Below are 17,004 nucleotides of genomic sequence, written 5' to 3' on the forward strand. Positions count from 1 at the left end.
TTTAAGCCTAAAGAGATAATTAAAAATGAGCGAGCTTAGTGTCAATCACTTACTGGGAATAAAGTACATCACAAAAGCAGATATTGATCTCATTTTTGAAACCGCAGATCATTTTAAGGAGGTCATTAACCGTCCAATCAAGAAAGTGCCTTCGCTTCGGGACATCACGATTGCCAACCTTTTTTTCGAAAACAGTACCCGTACCAAACTTTCTTTTGAACTTGCCGAAAAACGCCTCAGTGCAGATGTAATTAACTTTTCTGCGGGAGCTTCATCTGTGAAGAAGGGAGAAACACTCATAGATACCGTAAACAATATTTTGTCTATGAAAGTAGATATGGTTGTGATGCGGCATCCCAATCCCGGAGCCGGGGTATTTCTGTCTAAAAATATTAAGGCCAGTATTGTAAACGCCGGTGATGGTGCACACGAGCATCCTACTCAGGCATTGCTTGATGCCTATTCCATAACTAAAAAACTGGGTGGGATTGCCGGTAAAAAAATCGTCATTGTAGGCGATATTTTACACAGTAGGGTTGCGCTTTCCAATATTTTTGCGTTGAAACATCTAGGAGCAGAAGTGAAGGTGTGCGGTCCTAAAACGCTAATGCCTAAATACATTGAGTCTCTTGGGGTTAAAGTAGAATTAAACCTGAGAAAAGCCTTGGAGTGGTGTGACGTGGCCAATATGCTTCGTGTTCAGAATGAACGAATGGATATCAGCTACTTTCCGTCAACCCGCGAATATACCCAGCAGTACGGTTTAGATAAAGAATTGCTTGACTCACTCAACAAGGAGATCGTAGTAATGCACCCGGGACCTATTAACCGTGGTGTTGAGATTACCAGTGATGTGGCAGACAGCAGCCAATCTATTATTCTCAATCAGGTTGAAAATGGTGTGGCGATACGTATGGCCGTTATCTACCTGTTGGCTTCAAAAATTAAACAACAATGATTGTAACCAAAAAAGACACGTATACCATTCTGGGCGATGAGGAAGACGGGATCAAAAGCTTCGCTTCCTTCCTGGAATTTATTATTCCTAAAGCCTACGCTTCAGAAAATCTCGTGATTGACTTACTCAAATATGAAAAACTAAGTCTGGAAGATTTATTATTGTTTTTACCTGTTTCTAATCAACAGCGTGCTGATAATAAGTCTTTTGTTATTGTAAATAAGGCGGTGCATATTGACCGGGTTCCCGAAGAAATTATGGTTGTGCCTACTTTGGGCGAAGCCAAAGACGTTATTGAGCTTGAAGAAATACAGCGCGATCTGGGATTCTAAGCCACAAGAGGAAATACGATTTTTTTGTAAGAGAACTCGTGATGCCTTAACTTACCTAAAAACAAGTGCTAATTTTAAATGAAGCTTACCATTCTAGGTTGCTATGCAGCCACTCCACGTACGTTTACTAATCCTACTTCTCAGGTCCTGCAAATACGCAATCATCTTTTTTTGATTGATTGTGGTGAGGGCACTCAGGTAGAACTGCGTCGAAATAAGGTGAAGTTTTCTAAAATCAAACATATTTTTATTTCCCACTTGCACGGCGACCATTTCTTTGGTTTAGTGGGCCTGATCAGTACTTTCAGACTGTTGAATCGTGAAAACGAATTGCATGTTTACGGCCCAAAAGGCATCAAAGAAGCTATAACGCTTCAGTTAAAGTTGGCCAATTCCTGGACCAATTATCCACTTTATTTTCACGAACTCGATAGCAAGGAGCCTCAATTGTTGTTTGAGGACGAGAAAGTTTCGGTAGAAACCATTCCTTTAAAACACCGAATCTATGCTAATGGATTTCTGTTTAAAGAAAAGCCGGGAGAACGTAAATTGAATATGAGTGCCGTCTTGAAGCGTAAAATAGATGTGGTGTATTACAAAAAGCTCAAACGCGGAATGGATATGACCCTCGAAGACGGAACGGTTATACCTAATGAAGAACTTACTTTTGATCCCAAACCGCCACGCAGCTACGCTTTTTGCAGCGACACGATTTATAAGCCAGATAATCTGCCTCAACTACAAGGGGTAACCGTGCTGTATCACGAGTCAACTTTTCTGGAAGCTCACGCCAAACTGGCTTTGCCTACCGGTCATTCTACAGCTATTGAAGCCGGAAAAATGGCCCGCGATGCCGGAGCTCAATATCTTATTTTAGGTCATTACAGTACCCGCTATCCTGATTTAACCTTGTTTGCCAATGAGGCTAAAACGGTATTTGATAACGTGCTTACGGCAGATGACGGGAAGGTTTTTGATTTTGACGAAGACTAAAAATTCTTTGCTTTTATACTTTACAGGTGCATTTTTGATTAGTTTTTTAATCACTTTTAGGAATACTTGTAATTTTCACGTAAAAGATTCCGTTCTGCTTTATAACTTTAGTGCATTCATGTAAATTGCTGGAAAATCCTGATATGGCCGAAGATTTAAGCGACTATAGAAAATCGTATGAATATAGCGAGTTAACGCGCGAACAGAGCGAATCAAATCCGTTTGATCAATTTAAAAAGTGGTTTGAAGAAGTAGAGCAGCGGGAGGGCGTTGATGAGGTCAATGCTATGACCATTTCCACAATTGGTCTCGATGGCTTTCCTAAGAACCGGGTGGTACTCCTGAAGAGTTATGACAAGGACGGCTTTATTTTTTACACCAATTACGACAGTGAAAAGGGCAGGGCACTAGCCGCAAATCCTAACATTTGTTTGTCTTTTTTCTGGCCCAATCTGGAGCGTCAGGTTATAATAAAAGGTACTGCCACACGTGTTAATGAAGAGACGTCAACACAGTATTTTCATAGCAGACCAAAAGGCAGCCAGCTGGGCGCCTGGGTTTCTCCTCAGAGTGCAATAATACCCAATAGGACCTTTCTGGAGGAGCGTCAGGAAAAATATGAAGAAGAGTTTAAAAATCAGGAGATACCCAGGCCTCCACATTGGGGTGGGTATCGGGTAGCTCCCCAGTCTTTTGAATTTTGGCAGGGTAGGCCAAACCGCCTTCACGACCGGTTACTGTACACGCGCCGGGACTCAGATTGGGACTGCAATCGCCTGGCTCCTTAAATTGACTAATTATGAAAACCATCTATCTGGTACGTCATGCCAAATCATCGTGGGAATATGAACTTGAGGATCATCAACGTCCTTTAAATGACAGAGGATTGCACGATGCTCCGCTTATGGGAGCTTATATACGGGAACGGATTGAGCTTCCTCAGCTCGTTCTAAGCAGTGATGCGGTACGTGCAAAAACAACGGCTATGTTGTATTTAAAGGAACTGGGTATTCCCGAAGAAGAGCTGAAGTTAGATAACCGTTTGTATGATTTTGGAGGTACAAAGCTGGACAAAGTGATTAAATCCTGTGATGATAGTGTAGATCGTTTGATGGTTTTTGGTCATAATAATGCCTTAACCTACTGGGTAAACCGATATGGGAATCTGGAAATCGAAAACGTTTCAACCGCCGCCTTTACCGCAATTCAATTCAAAGCAAAAAGCTGGTCTGATATAAGTAATGGTAAAACCATTTTGTATGTCAAACCCAAGCAACTTAAATAATGGATAACCGAATCAATATGTCAAGTCTTGAAGCAGATGAATCCCGATATATCAACCGTGAAATCAGCTGGCTACAGTTTAATGCCCGTGTTTTACAAGAAGCTGCAGACGAGACTGTACCGCTCATTGAGCGCTTACGTTTTGTAGGGATTTTCTCTAATAATCTGGATGAGTTTTTTAAAGTACGATATGCAACCGTAAAACGCATTGTTGAAGCCGGAAAAAAGGGGCGAAGAGCCCTGGGCGTTTATGCGGCAGATGAGTTGCTGGAGAAAATCACTAAAATAGTTATTAAACAGCAGGAAGAAAGCCTTAATATACTGGATGATATCCACCAGCGACTGAAGGATGAAGGCATCTATGTTATTAAAGAAAACGAAGTGCATTTTCCCGAACACTCCGAGTACATCAAAAACTTTTTTACCGAAAAAGTAAGCCCTGCTCTGGTGACGATTGTGCTTCGCGACGATCTGGAGTTACCGCGTATTCAGGATCTTGAAGCCTATCTTACCATCAAAATGCGTAAAAAGGGTATGCGAAAACCCATCTATGCTCTGGTAGAAATACCCAGTGAATTAGACCGTTTTGTGGTGCTTCCACAGGTAGATGGTACAGATTATATTATGCTGCTTGATGATTTAATTCGGTATAATCTGGATTCGGTTTTCAGCATATTTGAGTACGATGACATTTCGGCTCATATGATTAAAATCACGCGTGATGCGGAGCTCGATTTAGAGTCTGATTTGGGTAAAAGTTTTATCGAGAAACTTTCAAAAAGTGTAAAAGGCAGGGAAGATGCAGAGCCGGTACGCTTTGTTTACGACCAGACCATAGACGATGCAACCCTTCAGTTTTTGTTGACCAAACTGGGAATCGAACAGTCAGACAGTATCATTCCCGGGGGACGCTATCACAACCGCAAGGATTATATGGATTTTCCCAGTCTGGGCAGAACCGATTTGCTTTATGCCAAACAAAAACCGCTGCTCATAAACGGAATCAGTCTTAACGACAGCATGTTTAAACGGGTTGCAGAAAAGGACTTTTTGCAGTACACGCCCTATCATACCTTTGCCTACGTTATTAAATTTCTTCGGGAAGCTGCGCTTGACCCCAAGGTAAAAACCATTAAAATAACCATTTACCGTTTGGCAAAACTGAGCCATGTAGCCAGTGCACTTATCAATGCAGCCAAGAACGGAAAAGAAGTAACGGTACAAATAGAATTGCGTGCGCGGTTTGACGAGGAGTCCAATATGCGCTACGCGAAACAAATGCAGGATGAAGGTGTGAAACTCATTTTTGGGGTTCCCGGACTCAAAGTTCACAGTAAGGTTTGTGTGATTGAGCGTCTTGAGGGAGGCCGACTTAAGCGCTACGGCTTCATCAGTACCGGAAACTTTAATGGGATGACCGCGCGTATTTATACAGATTATACCTTGTTTACAGCCAATAAGCAAATACTTAAAGACCTGTCTAAACTCTTCAATTTCTTCGATACCAATTATATCGTAAATACCTATCAACATCTTATTATCTCTCCGCATTACGCTCGTAATAGCTTTTATAAACTAATTGATAATGAGATTAGAAAGGTTAAAAGTGGCGGCAAAGGTTATATTAGGCTGAAGCTTAACAGCATGTCTAATTATGCAATCATAGATCGTTTGTACGCTGCCAGTCAGGCGGGTGTAAAGATCGATCTTATCGTGCGTGGCGTTTGTTGTTTGATTCCCGGCGTAAAGGGGATGAGCGAAAATATAGAGCTCATCAGTATCGTTGATAAATTTTTGGAACATCCACGCGTGATGATTTTTGGAGAAGAAGGTGATGAGAAGGTGTTTATTTCATCTTCAGACTGGATGACGCGTAACCTCGATAACCGTGTAGAAGTAACATGCCCCATTTATGATGAGGATATTAAACAGGAAATTATTGAGACCTACACCATTTGCTGGAATGATAATGTGAAGGCAAGACAAATAACCGCAGCTCAGGATAATGCCTACCGTAAGAATGATGAAGTACCGCTTCGGTCACAGTTTGCTACTTATGATTACTACCTAAATAAACTTAATTAGTACATGCTCCAATTAAAAAAATACGGCGCCATTGACATTGGTTCAAACGCAATTCGCCTGCTGGTGGCAAATGTTATAGAATCTGAAGGCAATGAACCTGTCTTTCGTAAAAACTCTTTGGTACGGGTGCCCATACGTCTGGGAGCTGATGTTTTTAAAGAAAAACGTATTTCCGAAGAAAACATCACGAGAATGATAGACACTATGGAAGCTTTTAAGCTTTTGATGCGATCACACCGTGTAAGTGAATACAGAGCCTGTGCTACCAGCGCAATGCGGGAAGCTGAAAATGGAGATGAAGTAGTCAAAATCATTAAAAAGAAAACCGGTGTAACCATCAACATCATTAACGGTAACGATGAGGCAGCTATCATAGCCAATACTGACCTGCAATCGCTGATAACCTCAGACCGGTCGTATCTCTATGTGGATGTAGGAGGAGGAAGTACCGAATTTACGCTGTACAGCGGAGGAGAGGTAACGGCTTCGCGCTCCTTTAAACTTGGAACTGTGCGTATTTTAGAAGGTCTTGTAGGTCATACCATTTGGGAAGAGGTGGAGAACTGGATCAAGGAAGTGACCAAAGGACATACTAAAATTGACCTCATAGGCTCTGGTGGAAACATCAATAAAATCTTTAAGTTAAGCGGTAAGAAAGAGGGCAAGCCGCTTACGTACTTTTATATGGTAAGCTTCTATGAATTCCTACAATCGTACACCTACGAAGAGCGTGTAATCGAGTTGGGGCTAAATCTCGACCGGGCTGACGTAATCGTCCCGGCTACAAGGATTTACCTGTCGGCTATGAAATGGAGCAGGGCCAAAAATATTCACGTTCCAAAGATAGGATTGTCAGATGGCATTATAAAATCGCTCTACAACGATAAAAGACAGGTTGTTTAGTAAGAAACTAAAAATTATACTAATATTGTTTCGCCCAACTTATTGAATTTCAATAAACTTAAAACTTTAATTATGAAAAGACTTTTACTTGGGATTGCACTCCTTTTTGCCGTAGGTTCGTTTGCACAGAGCGTAAGATACGGGGTGAAAGCGGGAATTAATTTTTCTACCTTACAAGGTGATGATTTTGATAACGCCTCCGGAAGGTATGGTTTTGCTGCAGGTTTCTTTGCTCAAATACCATTAAGTGAGTCGCTTAAATTTCAGCCTGAACTTTTGTATTCGGGTCAGGGAATCAAGCCAAACTCCTTACCAGGTAGTGTGTATGCAGAGCGCGCAGAGCTAGATTATTTACAATTGCCATTACTGCTTAGCTTTAACGCAGGAAAAGTTTATTTTCAGGTAGGTCCACAGGTTGGATTGGGAATCTGGAATTCATTCAACAATGAAGAATATAAAAATTATGACATTTCAGGACTGGGAGGTATTGGTTACCAAATAATGGATGGCTTATCACTTGAAGCGCGTTACAGTATGGGCTTTATGGATGTGGTTAACGGGCCTGCTGAAGGAAAGAACAGCTACTTTGCAATTATGGCTGCTTACCGTCTGTAAGAACAGAATTTGTTTTATGAGATTTACCCGTGTATGGTTTGATCCTTACCAAGATCTTTCATAATCTCGGCTTCATAAGAGAGTAAGTCGTTCCACTTTGTGTTGACTTCTTCTTCGTCACCGTATTTACGCGCAAATTTTAAAAACATGGTGTAGTGATTGGCTTCGCTTACCATTAAATTATGATAAAACGTACGCAGCTCAGGATCTTCCAGTTCTTTAGATAAAAGTCTGAAACGTTCGCAGCTGCGGGCTTCGATCAGGGCAGCATACAATAAACGATGTACCAGTTGGGTTGTTCTGCTTCCGCCTTTGGGAAAAAACTGAAGCAACTTATTTACATATAAATCTTTACGATCATAACCCAAAGTGTTGCCACGAGCTATAATCTTATCGTGCACCAATTTAAAGTGGCTTATTTCTTCTTTTACCAAAGCGATCATTTCCTGCACAAGCTCTGTATATTCGGGAAACGAAACGATAAGTGAAATAGCGGTAGAGGCTGCCTTTTGCTCGCAAAAAGCGTGGTCTGTGAGAATATCATCGATATTCATTTCGACAATATTGACCCATCTGGGGTCTGTGGGTAGTTTTAGTCCTAACATCAGATATCTAGATCAAAAGTTTTACGTAACAATTCAAGGTCGGGGTTTTTACCTTTCAGCTTCTCATATTTTTCGCGGGTGGTGTAGGCATATTTGCGTTCTGCAGTTTCATTGACCGTTATTTCAATAACGATATCATAATTGCGAAGTCTTCTTTTTAAAAACTCAAGTAAACCACCTTGTGCCCGTTCCAGTTCAATTTTCATCGTCTCATTTGGAAATTCCAGATGAATGGTGGTTCCTTCAAGTGTTGGAGTGTCTGTTTCCAGATTGGAGGCGAGTATTTTTTCGCCTTTCTTTTGCAAGCGGGCTACATAGTCTTTCCAGGCTGCCTGCATGGCAATTTCGGTAAAAGGTTCCCTGGGCAATTTACTTATATCAACTTCTTCAGCCGTTTGCTTCTCAAGTATTTCTTTCTTGCGTTTTAAACCTTTAAGCGAAAGGCCCGATACGGGTTTCTTTGCTAAAATGGGTGCAGAAGCCGTATTAACGGGTTCAGTTGGCTGCGTTTGTTCAGCACTGCTTACGACCTTTTCTTCTATTGGTGCTGAAGCAGCTACCGGTTCTTGAGCTTGTTTTTGAGGTATGGTTGCGGCTTCGGCCTTCTGTGTGTTTGCCGGACGCACCGGAACGGCGTTCTTAAAATAACTCGCAGGAATTATGAAATCAGAGGCTTTTTTTTTTCTCCATCAAAAGTGATAGAGGCCATTTGCATCAAACATAATTCAACCAGAAGGCGGGGATTGCGGCTGGTTCGATATTTTAAGTCGCAGTCATTTGCTTTATCGAGTGCCTGCATAAGAAAGCCTGAACTGGTTTTTTCGGCTTGTTCTTTGTACTTTTTTTGAGTTCCTTGACCTACCTCAAGCAAGGCAATTGTAGCAGGATTTTTACAAACCATCAGATCCCTGAAGTGAGAAGCCAGGCCGGCTATGAAATGATGCCCATCAAAGCCGCGGGATAAAATTTCATTAAAGTTTAAAAGCAGCTGCGGGATATTATTTTCTACCAATAAATCGGTAATCTCAAAATAGGTGTCATAATCCAGAACATTGAGATTTTCGGTAACTGCTGCTCGTGTAAGATTATCTCCGCAAAAACTCACAACACGGTCAAAGGTTGATAGCGCATCTCGCAAAGCCCCGTCTGCTTTTTGAGCAATAATGTGTAAGGCTTCTTCTTCGGCGGTGATACCTTCCTGTTTTGCGATATCCACAAGATGCTCCCGAATATCTTTAACGGTTATTCGTTTGAAATCAAATATTTGACAACGCGATAAAATCGTTGGAATTATCTTGTGTTTTTCGGTAGTTGCCAGAATAAAAATGGCGTGTTTCGGAGGTTCTTCCAGCGTTTTTAAGAAGGCATTAAAAGCTGCCGATGACAGCATATGAACCTCATCTATAATATAAACCTTGTAGTTACCTACCTGAGGAGCGATACGTACCTGGTCTATAAGGTTACGTATATCATCAACCGAGTTGTTTGAAGCAGCATCGAGCTCAAAAATATTGAAGGCATAGTCTTCGTGCTCGTCAACCTCCTCATCAGCTTCCTGATTTATTTTTTTAGCTAAAATACGTGCGCAGGTGGTCTTGCCTACTCCTCGCGGACCTGTAAAAAGCAATGCCTGAGCGAGGTGATTATTTTTTATGGCATTCTCCAGCGTATTTGTAATAGCCTGTTGTCCTACCACGTCTTTAAACGTCGCAGGTCTGTATTTTCGGGCTGATACGATAAATTGTTCCACAAATACTTTTTTAGAGAATGAAGACCTGTGTTCAGGTCTGTAAGCAAAGATAAAGATACCAATACCAAAATGCATAGGTACACGGTATTTTTGCGAACGTCTTATCAACAATTCAATTTAAAACTACAGCGATAAGCAGCAGGGTATTCTATAGAAAGCGTACTTTTACCGCAAGCAGACCGCCTTATCGCTTTAGATCTGTAAACAGCTCTAAGGAGGAAAGTCCGGACACCACAGGGAGGCATAGCGGCTAACGGCCGTCGGGCTTAGTTTAAGTCAAGGACCAGTGCAACAGAAAGGATGTACAGGTAATGCTGTAGTGAAATCAGGTAAACTCTATGCGGTGCAATGTCATGTAAACCGGCAATTAAGTGCGTCCCGTGCGATGCCGGAGGGTAGACAGATAGAGCTTTTGAGCAATCAAAAGTCCAGATAAATGATAAGGTATTACTTCGGTAAGAACAGAATCCGGCTTACAGGTCTGCTTTTTATTTATGCTACTGTTTTTTCGGCCCAGTCGATAGCTTCCTTCAGCGTTGCAAAAATCTGAACATTTTTGGTCATAAAGTTCTTCTCAAACTGTGCAGTTTTCAATTTTGCTTCAGTCTCAGTTACCAACGCCACCGCAACCATATTGTCATTGCTGATGCAGTTTAAATAGTCTATGGGATTAACATTGTAGTCTGTCTTACGATTTGAGATGTAAACAAATTTTTGGTTTGAACCGTAGTGTTCTTCTATTAGAACGAGAGCTTCCATAAAAAGTTCCCGAGTTACATAGCTTCCTTCCTTAACTTCAGAAATGACATACTTATCAAAGAAACTGAGTATACAAAAACTTAAATCGTATTTCTTTGCTTCGGTATTCATAAATAGTAAGACTTAAAAAACGGGATTTAGTGTTGAAAGAAGCTAAATGCACTACCTCCATACTTACGGAGTTCTTTAAAGTTACGAATATTCTGTAGATCAGTGTGTTTACTGTGTTCTAAAATTAAGGAACCTTCAGCCTTCAGCAAATTACGGTCAAAAACCAATTCTACAATTTTTATAAATTGAGTGTCCTCAAAATCATAAGGAGGATCTGCAAAAATAAGATCGTAGGCTGCTGTCTCACGACCTAAAAAATCATATACATCAGACTTTAGTGTTTCTATGGGCATTTCTAAAGTTGATGCAGTCTCATTTATATATTTTACACAGCCGGAATGTGCATCTACAGCTGTAATGGCTTCTGCTCCTCTGGAGGCAAATTCATAACTGATATTGCCTGTACCCGCAAAAAGGTCGAGTACTTTAAGGCTACTCAACTGATAACGGTTTCTGAGAATATTAAAAAGCGATTCTTTGGCCATATCTGTTGTAGGTCTTACCGGTAGTTTTTTTGGTGCGATAAGACGTCTTCCTTTGTGAATTCCACTAATGATTCTCATAGTTTAGGTGTATTGCAGGTAGGTGTTTTTAAGCGCAGTAGATTGGGTGTTAGCTTGCTCTATGCGCACGTTTCTGATGTAATCATAAATCAGGTTATAGATCGCATCGTTCTCGCTGACTATTCCGTGCAGGACTATTGGGTTTACTTCGGGATCTAACTGTAATTGCTCATAACAATATAGAATATAATACACACAATCTGCTGCATTCTCATAGTTAAACCTATTATTGAGAAGGAGTTGATCATTTTTGTGCGCGATTACAGCAATTGAAGTTTCAGATATATGCACATGAACTTGTTTTACCCCGTCGTTTTGGTCTTCGCTGCTTAAAATGGAGCTCAAAAATACCGTTTGGCTATGAAAAAAGGTGAAAGTGCCAAAATGATCAAAAAAGAAATTATTGATGTTAGAAAACGGGATGTAAACATTTATGAGTTTAAAATCATCCAGTTCATCAAAGACTGTAAAGTCGGTCTTTAAAATTTTGGTATTGAATTTTAGATAGTCGGCAAGGTTGTTTTGATCAAAAAGGCTTTCGGGTACCAGAGTAAAAAGCTCGTTGTCGTAAATCACCACAACCTCTTTAAATGTGTTGTTGAGCAATGGTAGCGCTGCGAAAATTTCTTTGATTTTGATCAAAGCCTGCTCGGGAGCCTGTATATGGTCAAATTGAAACGAGTCTGATTCAATACACGTGGAGTCTGAATCACTTTTGACATAAAAAGAAAATCCATCCAAGCTAACTTGGATGGATAGTATGTGATTTTCAGGATCTTGAATGTTTTTATTCATCCGCATCCCCGTAACTCTTAGGCCAGTTACCGGCTGTTTTAACTTCGGTCATTGAACCTACAGTAAGATAGGCACCATTTACACCTTCTACAGAAACAACCTGCTTCTCTTTAGCTACATAATCTTTTGGCTGATCTGCAAGAAGAATATCTTTTGAAACTTTAGCTTCAAAAACAGGGATTGGCACATCACTCTTAAGAATAGTACCTGCATCCATTTCAAATTTTGCATCAGCAACAGGACCGGGAACATTCATCATGGTCTTGTAACGATCTGTACCTTGAAAAAGTGAATCTTTTACAGAGCGGAAACCTAAAGTATCGATAATGGTGATTTCTTTGTTTGTGTCTACTCGGTATCTTCTGGTTAGTTCTTCATCTAATACCAAGGTGTCGCGGCGTTCAGTTAGAACAAATTCTGCAGTATCAATAAATTCAATTAATTGATTGAAATCTTTGGCGAATTTACCGGTTAGCTGTCTGTAGGCTAATTGAGATTTCTGAATATCTTTAAGCTTATTTACTGCTTTTTGGTAGCGAACGACTTTAAGATCGTTAAACTTTACTTCGCCATAAACAGAGTTAAAAAGTAAATATCCTAATACCCCGATAATTACCCAAAGTACTAACTGAAATACTATTTTCATTCGATGTGTGGTTTTTGATTTTAATTAAGGTTATAAGCAAATCTACAATTTTTTTTTAATCGTTAAAGGATATCCCCCTAAATTTCCTTAGTATCTTTACCCTCAAGATAACCAGACATGAAGCTAGACGAGCACGTATTTTATAAGCTTTTACTTCAGGATTTTCCCTTTCAGCCTACCGAAAAACAGAACCTTTTGCTAATGCAACTGAGTAGTTTTTTGTTTGATGCTAAAAAAGATAATCTATTTGTACTTAAGGGATATGCGGGTACCGGAAAAACCACACTCATAGGTACTTTGGTGAAAAATCTGTGGAAAATTAAAATGTCTTCGGTACAAATGGCACCTACGGGACGTGCTGCAAAAGTGATCTCCAGCTACAGTGATAAACCTGCACAGACCATACACCGTAAGATTTATTATCCAAAAAAAGAACGGGGAGGGGGTGTTTCATTCACTTTGCAGCGCAACAAGCATCGCGATACTTTATTTATCGTTGATGAGGCATCCATGATATCAGACAATGCTTCTGAGTCAAAGCTTTTTGAAAACGGCTCATTGCTAGATGATCTTATGCTTTATGTATATAGTGGTCATAACTGCAAACTTTTGCTGATAGGAGATGAAGCCCAGCTACCACCGGTTAAAATGGAACTTAGCCCGGCTCTCGACACCAAAAGTCTTGGACTTCAGTATAATAAAACCATTCAGACGATAGAGCTTGATGAAGTTATGCGGCAGGCAGAAACCAGCGGGATTTTAAAAAATGCCACACGCATACGGGAGTTTATGAATGATGCACTATATGAAGATTTCAGGTTTGACTTAAGTGGTCAAAGCGATGTTGTGCGTCTTATTGACGGACACGAAATTTTAGATGCCCTTAGTGACTCTTATCGCGAGTACGGTAATGAAGGTACCGCAATCATAGTGCGGTCAAACAAGCGGGCAAATTTGTACAACCAGCAGATTCGGTCTCGTATTTTGTTTAAAGAAGAAGAGGTGAGTGCCGGCGATTATTTTATGGTGGTCAAAAACAATTATTTTTGGCTTGATACCAAAAGTGATGCGGGTTTTATTGCAAATGGTGATATTATCGAAATCCTCGAAATTTACAGTATCAAAGAATTGTATGGTTTTCGCTTTGCGGAAGTCACCGTAAAAATGACCGATTATCCCAATTTACCTGCCTTTGAAACCGTATTGCTCCTTGATACGCTTACTTCAGAAACCCCATCATTGCCTTATGAAGACTCAAACAGGCTCTATCAGGAAGTGATGAAAGATTATGAGGACGAAACCTCCAAGTATAAGAAGTTTATGAAAGTAAAAAACAATAAATACTTCAATGCCTTGCAGGTTAAATTTTCTTACGCCATAACCTGCCATAAATCACAGGGTGGGCAGTGGGATACCATTATGATCGAACAGCCCTACTTGCGAGACGGGATGAACAAAGATTACCTGCGCTGGCTTTATACTGCCGTTACCCGTGCTCAGAAAAAACTGTATCTTATAGGTTTTAAAGATGAAATGTTTTTAGACCTCTGATTTATGGATGTACTACTTAGTGTTTGTCTGGGAATAGGTTTAGCTGCGGCTGCGGGTTTCCGAATATTTTTACCCCTGCTGGCTTTGAGTGTCGCAGCTTATTTAGGCTGGGTTGATTTAAACGAAAACTGGCTTTGGCTGGGGGGATGGCAAACTTTAATACTTTTGGGTTTAGCTACAGTACTTGAACTCCTGGCTTATTACATTCCCTGGTTTGACAATGCGCTAGATACCATTGCAGTACCTTTGGCAACAGTCGCCGGAACCATTTTATTTTTTGTCACTTTGGGAAATTTTGATCCCTGGGTTTCATGGGCTCTTGCCATTATTGGAGGAGGTGGCACAGCGGGGCTTATCGCCGGTTCTACAGCTACTGCAAGAGCGGCATCAACCACAACAACAATGGGGTTTGCAAATCCCGTATTTGCTACACTAGAAGCTGTTTTTTCTACTTTTTTATCTATACTGGCCCTTATATTTCCTATTCTTGCGCTCATTCTGGTGATTTACATAATTTACCGTTTGGGGCGCTTTTTTAGAAAGCGAAAAAGAAATTCAGACACAAAGCTTTAGATTTTATGAATAAAAAACTGAGAACGATTGCTATGATTCCGGCGCGCTATGAAGCGAGCAGATTTCCCGGGAAGCTTATGAAAGATCTGGAAGGTAAACCGGTAATCGTACGCACTTACGAAGCTGCTGTGGCTACAGGGCTGTTTGACCAGGTATATGTAGTAACTGATAGTGAAGACATCAGGCAGGCTGTCGAGCAGGTATCCGGAAAAGTAATTATGAGTATTGCAGAGCACAGTTGTGGCAGTGACCGCATTGCTGAAGCCGTTGCAAATCTGGATATTGATATCGTTGTAAATGTGCAGGGGGATGAGCCCTTTACCAATGAAGATGATATGCGTAACGTATTGCAGGTTTTTTACGAGGAAGGAGCAGATACCATAGATCTGGCGTCTTTAATGACTCCTATGAACATACAGAGCGAGATAGAAAATCCAAACAACGTAAAAGTAATAGTCGATCAGGAAAATTTCGCCTTATATTTTTCGAGGGCTCCAATACCCTATCCCCGTGATCAGGATATTGAGGTGACTTACTATAAACATAAGGGTATTTATGCTTTTAGAAAGCAGGCGGTTCTTGATTTTGCAAAACTGCCCATGCGCAATCTGGAAGCTTCAGAAAAGATTGAAGCGATACGCTATCTTGAGTATGGCAAACGCATTAAGATGGTATACTCAGAGACCCCGGCAATTGGTATTGATACCCCTCAGGATCTGGAGGAAGCGCGTGCTATTTTGAAGCAACGTGCCAGTTAATGGGATTCCTGGCAAAAACCATTTACCGATCATTGGGGTGGAAAATCAAAGGCCGATTCCCGAAGGAGGTTCAGAAAATGGTTGTAATAGCGGCACCACATACCAGCTGGCACGACTTTTATATGGCGCTGCTTTTTAGGAATTGTATTGGCATTAAAATCAATTTTCTGGGTAAAAAAGAATTGTTTAAACCGCCTTTTGGCTGGTATTTTAGAAGAGTGGGAGGGACGCCGCTAGACCGAACACCCGGTCAAAACAAGGTGGCTTATATCGCTTCGCTTTTTAAACAAAAGGAGATCTTTAGACTTGCGCTTTCCCCTGAAGGTACACGTAAAAAAGTAGTAGAATGGAAAACCGGGTTTTACTACATTGCTTTGGAAGCAGGAGTACCTATTCTTCCTATAACTATGGACTTTGGTCGCAAAAAACATCATATAGGAGAACTTTTTTATCCTACAGGAGCTGTTGAAGCTGATATTAAAAAATTGCGTCAGTTTTTTGAGGGAGTTGAGGGTAAAATACCGGAAAACAGTTAGATACGCTGTTTTAAGAGCTTCAAATCCGGACTTCAATAATCTTCAATAAAGCTAAAATTCCGTTAAAAACTAACTTATAGAAAACCGCAATCCGCGCTGTGTACGTAGATATTCAAAAATTAAATGTTTAACAAACACCAATTAATTATGAATACTAAAAACATAGTAGCTTTAGGCCTAATAGGAATTTTCACATTGTCTTCTTGCAGTGATGACGATTCAAATGACATGATGCAGGAAAATGCTTCAGCAAATTTGTATGCCACAAGTCATGCTAACGGAAATGTAACCCGGTATAATCTTACTACAAATTCGGTAACTACATTTAATACTTCGGCATCAGATTCAGAAGGTATTTATTACGATCCTGAGAGTGACAGTTTTACTATTGCTACACGAGGTATGACACAGACTTCATTGCAAACCTATGTAGGCATCAGTGATATGATTACCGCAACGATTAATCTATCAGTAGATTTTTCAAGCCAGGCTATTTTACAAAACCCCAGAGACCTTGCTGTAAGTGGAGATTTTTATGTAGTTGCAGACAGCCAAAACGCCAATGCTGGTCGGTTTTTTGTCTTTGAAAAATCAAATGGCTCTATGACACTAAGCAGAACCATTACCACAGATTTTTCGGTTTGGGGTATTGAGTTTGTAGGTAACGATCTTTATGCCGTTGTTGATAATACAAATGAACTGGCTGTTTTTACTAATTTTCTAAGCAGCAACCCGGCAAATGCAACCGTTAGCGCTTCAAAACGCATCGCTATCGAAGGCATTGTAAGAACGCACGGAATTGCTTTTGACGGAGGTACGCTGATAATGAGTGATATCGCAGCTGCATCAGGAACGGGAGCAGATGCAGATGGCGGCTTTCACGTAATAACCAATTTCCTGTCAAAATTTAATGCTACAGCTAATGGCGGAACTTTAGCCGTGGGTCAGCAAATACGCTACGCCGGTTCTGCCACACTTATGGGTAACCCTGTAAATGTAGAATATGATGCAGAGTCAGACACCGTTTATGTGGCTGAATTAGCAAATGGAGGTGGCCGTGTGTTGGCATTCGGTAATGTGTCTACCGCCGGTGGTGGTAACGCAAGCCCGGCACTTAATAACAGTCTGGCAGGAGTTTCTTCACTATACTTTTATAAAGGATAAGCGTTTTTTTAGAACTGAATTAT

18 protein-coding genes, 1 other RNA gene and 1 pseudogene are annotated in these 17,004 nt (G+C 40.7%); 14 read left to right on the forward strand and 6 right to left on the reverse strand.

From position 1 onward, the window contains the following. Window positions 1–25 precede the first annotated feature (25 nt). The 8 genes from ACSSS3_RS15820 (at window position 26) to ACSSS3_RS15855 (ending at window position 7,170) form a co-directional block, all read left to right on the forward strand. Window positions 26–958 (forward strand): aspartate carbamoyltransferase catalytic subunit, encoded by a 933-nt coding sequence (locus ACSSS3_RS15820; protein WP_442845438.1) that lies wholly within the window; start codon window positions 26–28, stop codon window positions 956–958. Next, window positions 955–1,290 (forward strand): ribonuclease Z, encoded by a 336-nt coding sequence (locus tag ACSSS3_RS15825; protein ID WP_442845439.1) that lies wholly within the window; start codon window positions 955–957, stop codon window positions 1,288–1,290. The genes ACSSS3_RS15820 and ACSSS3_RS15825 overlap by 4 nt, the downstream gene beginning before the upstream one ends. Before the next feature lie 78 nt (window positions 1,291–1,368). After that, complete coding sequence (locus ACSSS3_RS15830) at window positions 1,369–2,283, forward strand: ribonuclease Z (protein WP_442845440.1); 915 nt, start codon at window positions 1,369–1,371, stop codon at window positions 2,281–2,283. A 143-nt stretch (window positions 2,284–2,426) separates the two neighbouring features. Then, entirely contained in the window at window positions 2,427–3,071 is a 645-nt protein-coding gene (gene pdxH, locus ACSSS3_RS15835; protein ID WP_442845441.1) for a pyridoxamine 5'-phosphate oxidase, read from the forward strand. 11 nt (window positions 3,072–3,082) lie between these two features. Next, the gene (locus ACSSS3_RS15840) at window positions 3,083–3,568 is read left to right on the forward strand and encodes a SixA phosphatase family protein (RefSeq protein WP_442845442.1); all 486 of its coding nucleotides are present in this window, start codon (window positions 3,083–3,085) and stop codon (window positions 3,566–3,568) included. Window positions 3,569–3,585: 17 nt separating this feature from the next. Further along, a complete protein-coding gene (ppk1, locus tag ACSSS3_RS15845) occupies window positions 3,586–5,652 on the forward strand; it encodes a polyphosphate kinase 1 (protein ID WP_442845443.1) in 2,067 nt (688 codons plus the stop codon). A 3-nt stretch (window positions 5,653–5,655) separates the two neighbouring features. After that, entirely contained in the window at window positions 5,656–6,555 is a 900-nt protein-coding gene (locus tag ACSSS3_RS15850; protein ID WP_442845444.1) for a Ppx/GppA phosphatase family protein, read from the forward strand. Window positions 6,556–6,627: 72 nt separating this feature from the next. Beyond that, window positions 6,628–7,170: a porin family protein gene (locus ACSSS3_RS15855; protein WP_442845445.1), complete on the forward strand. Its 543-nt coding sequence runs from the start codon at window positions 6,628–6,630 to the stop codon at window positions 7,168–7,170. Window positions 7,171–7,193: 23 nt separating this feature from the next. On the opposite strand, the gene ACSSS3_RS15860 is transcribed toward ACSSS3_RS15855, so the two are convergent. Beyond that, on the reverse strand, window positions 7,194–7,775 hold the full coding sequence (locus ACSSS3_RS15860; RefSeq protein WP_442845446.1) for a tRNA-(ms[2]io[6]A)-hydroxylase: 582 nt from the start codon (window positions 7,773–7,775) through the stop codon (window positions 7,194–7,196). Further along, window positions 7,775–9,525 (reverse strand): annotated as a pseudogene (locus ACSSS3_RS15865) (DNA polymerase III subunit gamma/tau). The gene ACSSS3_RS15860 and the pseudogene ACSSS3_RS15865 overlap by 1 nt, the downstream one beginning before the upstream one ends. A gap of 171 nt (window positions 9,526–9,696) precedes the next feature. On the opposite strand from ACSSS3_RS15865, the gene rnpB reads away from it, so the two are divergent. Next, window positions 9,697–10,017, forward strand: an RNA gene (rnpB, locus tag ACSSS3_RS15870) — RNase P RNA component class A. On the opposite strand, the gene ACSSS3_RS15875 is transcribed toward rnpB, so the two are convergent. From ACSSS3_RS15875 to ACSSS3_RS15890, 4 genes are read right to left on the reverse strand one after another with little or no spacing between them, the layout of a single operon-like run. After that, on the reverse strand, window positions 10,018–10,395 hold the full coding sequence (locus tag ACSSS3_RS15875; protein ID WP_442845447.1) for a hypothetical protein: 378 nt from the start codon (window positions 10,393–10,395) through the stop codon (window positions 10,018–10,020). It abuts the RNA gene before it with no gap. 26 nt (window positions 10,396–10,421) lie between these two features. After that, window positions 10,422–10,958: a 16S rRNA (guanine(966)-N(2))-methyltransferase RsmD gene (gene rsmD, locus ACSSS3_RS15880; RefSeq protein ID WP_442845448.1), complete on the reverse strand. Its 537-nt coding sequence runs from the start codon at window positions 10,956–10,958 to the stop codon at window positions 10,422–10,424. Between the two features lie 3 nt (window positions 10,959–10,961). After that, window positions 10,962–11,753 carry a DUF3822 family protein gene (locus ACSSS3_RS15885; RefSeq protein ID WP_442845449.1) on the reverse strand — a complete coding sequence of 264 codons (792 nt, stop codon included), beginning with the start codon at window positions 11,751–11,753 and terminating at the stop codon, window positions 10,962–10,964. Next, window positions 11,746–12,399, reverse strand: a complete 654-nt coding sequence (locus tag ACSSS3_RS15890) for a hypothetical protein (RefSeq protein ID WP_228230411.1) — start codon at window positions 12,397–12,399, stop codon at window positions 11,746–11,748. Before ACSSS3_RS15890 ends, ACSSS3_RS15885 begins: the two co-directional genes overlap by 8 nt. A 117-nt stretch (window positions 12,400–12,516) precedes the next feature. Here ACSSS3_RS15890 and ACSSS3_RS15895 point away from each other — a divergent pair, with 117 nt between their 5' ends. From ACSSS3_RS15895 to ACSSS3_RS15915, 5 genes are all read left to right on the forward strand, one after another. Continuing rightward, entirely contained in the window at window positions 12,517–13,950 is a 1,434-nt protein-coding gene (locus ACSSS3_RS15895) for an ATP-dependent DNA helicase (RefSeq protein ID WP_228230412.1), read from the forward strand. 3 nt (window positions 13,951–13,953) lie between these two features. Beyond that, window positions 13,954–14,523 (forward strand): DUF4126 domain-containing protein, encoded by a 570-nt coding sequence (locus tag ACSSS3_RS15900; RefSeq protein WP_442845450.1) that lies wholly within the window; start codon window positions 13,954–13,956, stop codon window positions 14,521–14,523. Between the two features lie 5 nt (window positions 14,524–14,528). Continuing rightward, window positions 14,529–15,281 carry a 3-deoxy-manno-octulosonate cytidylyltransferase gene (gene kdsB / locus ACSSS3_RS15905; RefSeq protein WP_442845451.1) on the forward strand — a complete coding sequence of 251 codons (753 nt, stop codon included), beginning with the start codon at window positions 14,529–14,531 and terminating at the stop codon, window positions 15,279–15,281. After that, the gene (locus ACSSS3_RS15910) at window positions 15,281–15,817 is read left to right on the forward strand and encodes a 1-acyl-sn-glycerol-3-phosphate acyltransferase (RefSeq protein ID WP_442845452.1); all 537 of its coding nucleotides are present in this window, start codon (window positions 15,281–15,283) and stop codon (window positions 15,815–15,817) included. The genes kdsB and ACSSS3_RS15910 overlap by 1 nt, the downstream gene beginning before the upstream one ends. A gap of 147 nt (window positions 15,818–15,964) precedes the next feature. Continuing rightward, window positions 15,965–16,981, forward strand: coding sequence for a hypothetical protein (locus ACSSS3_RS15915; RefSeq protein WP_442845453.1), 1,017 nt, complete (start codon window positions 15,965–15,967; stop codon window positions 16,979–16,981). The last annotated feature ends 23 nt before the right edge of the window (window positions 16,982–17,004 follow it).

Source organism: Leeuwenhoekiella sp. H156, assembly GCF_052218455.1.
Taxonomy (GTDB): domain Bacteria; phylum Bacteroidota; class Bacteroidia; order Flavobacteriales; family Flavobacteriaceae; genus Leeuwenhoekiella; species Leeuwenhoekiella parthenopeia.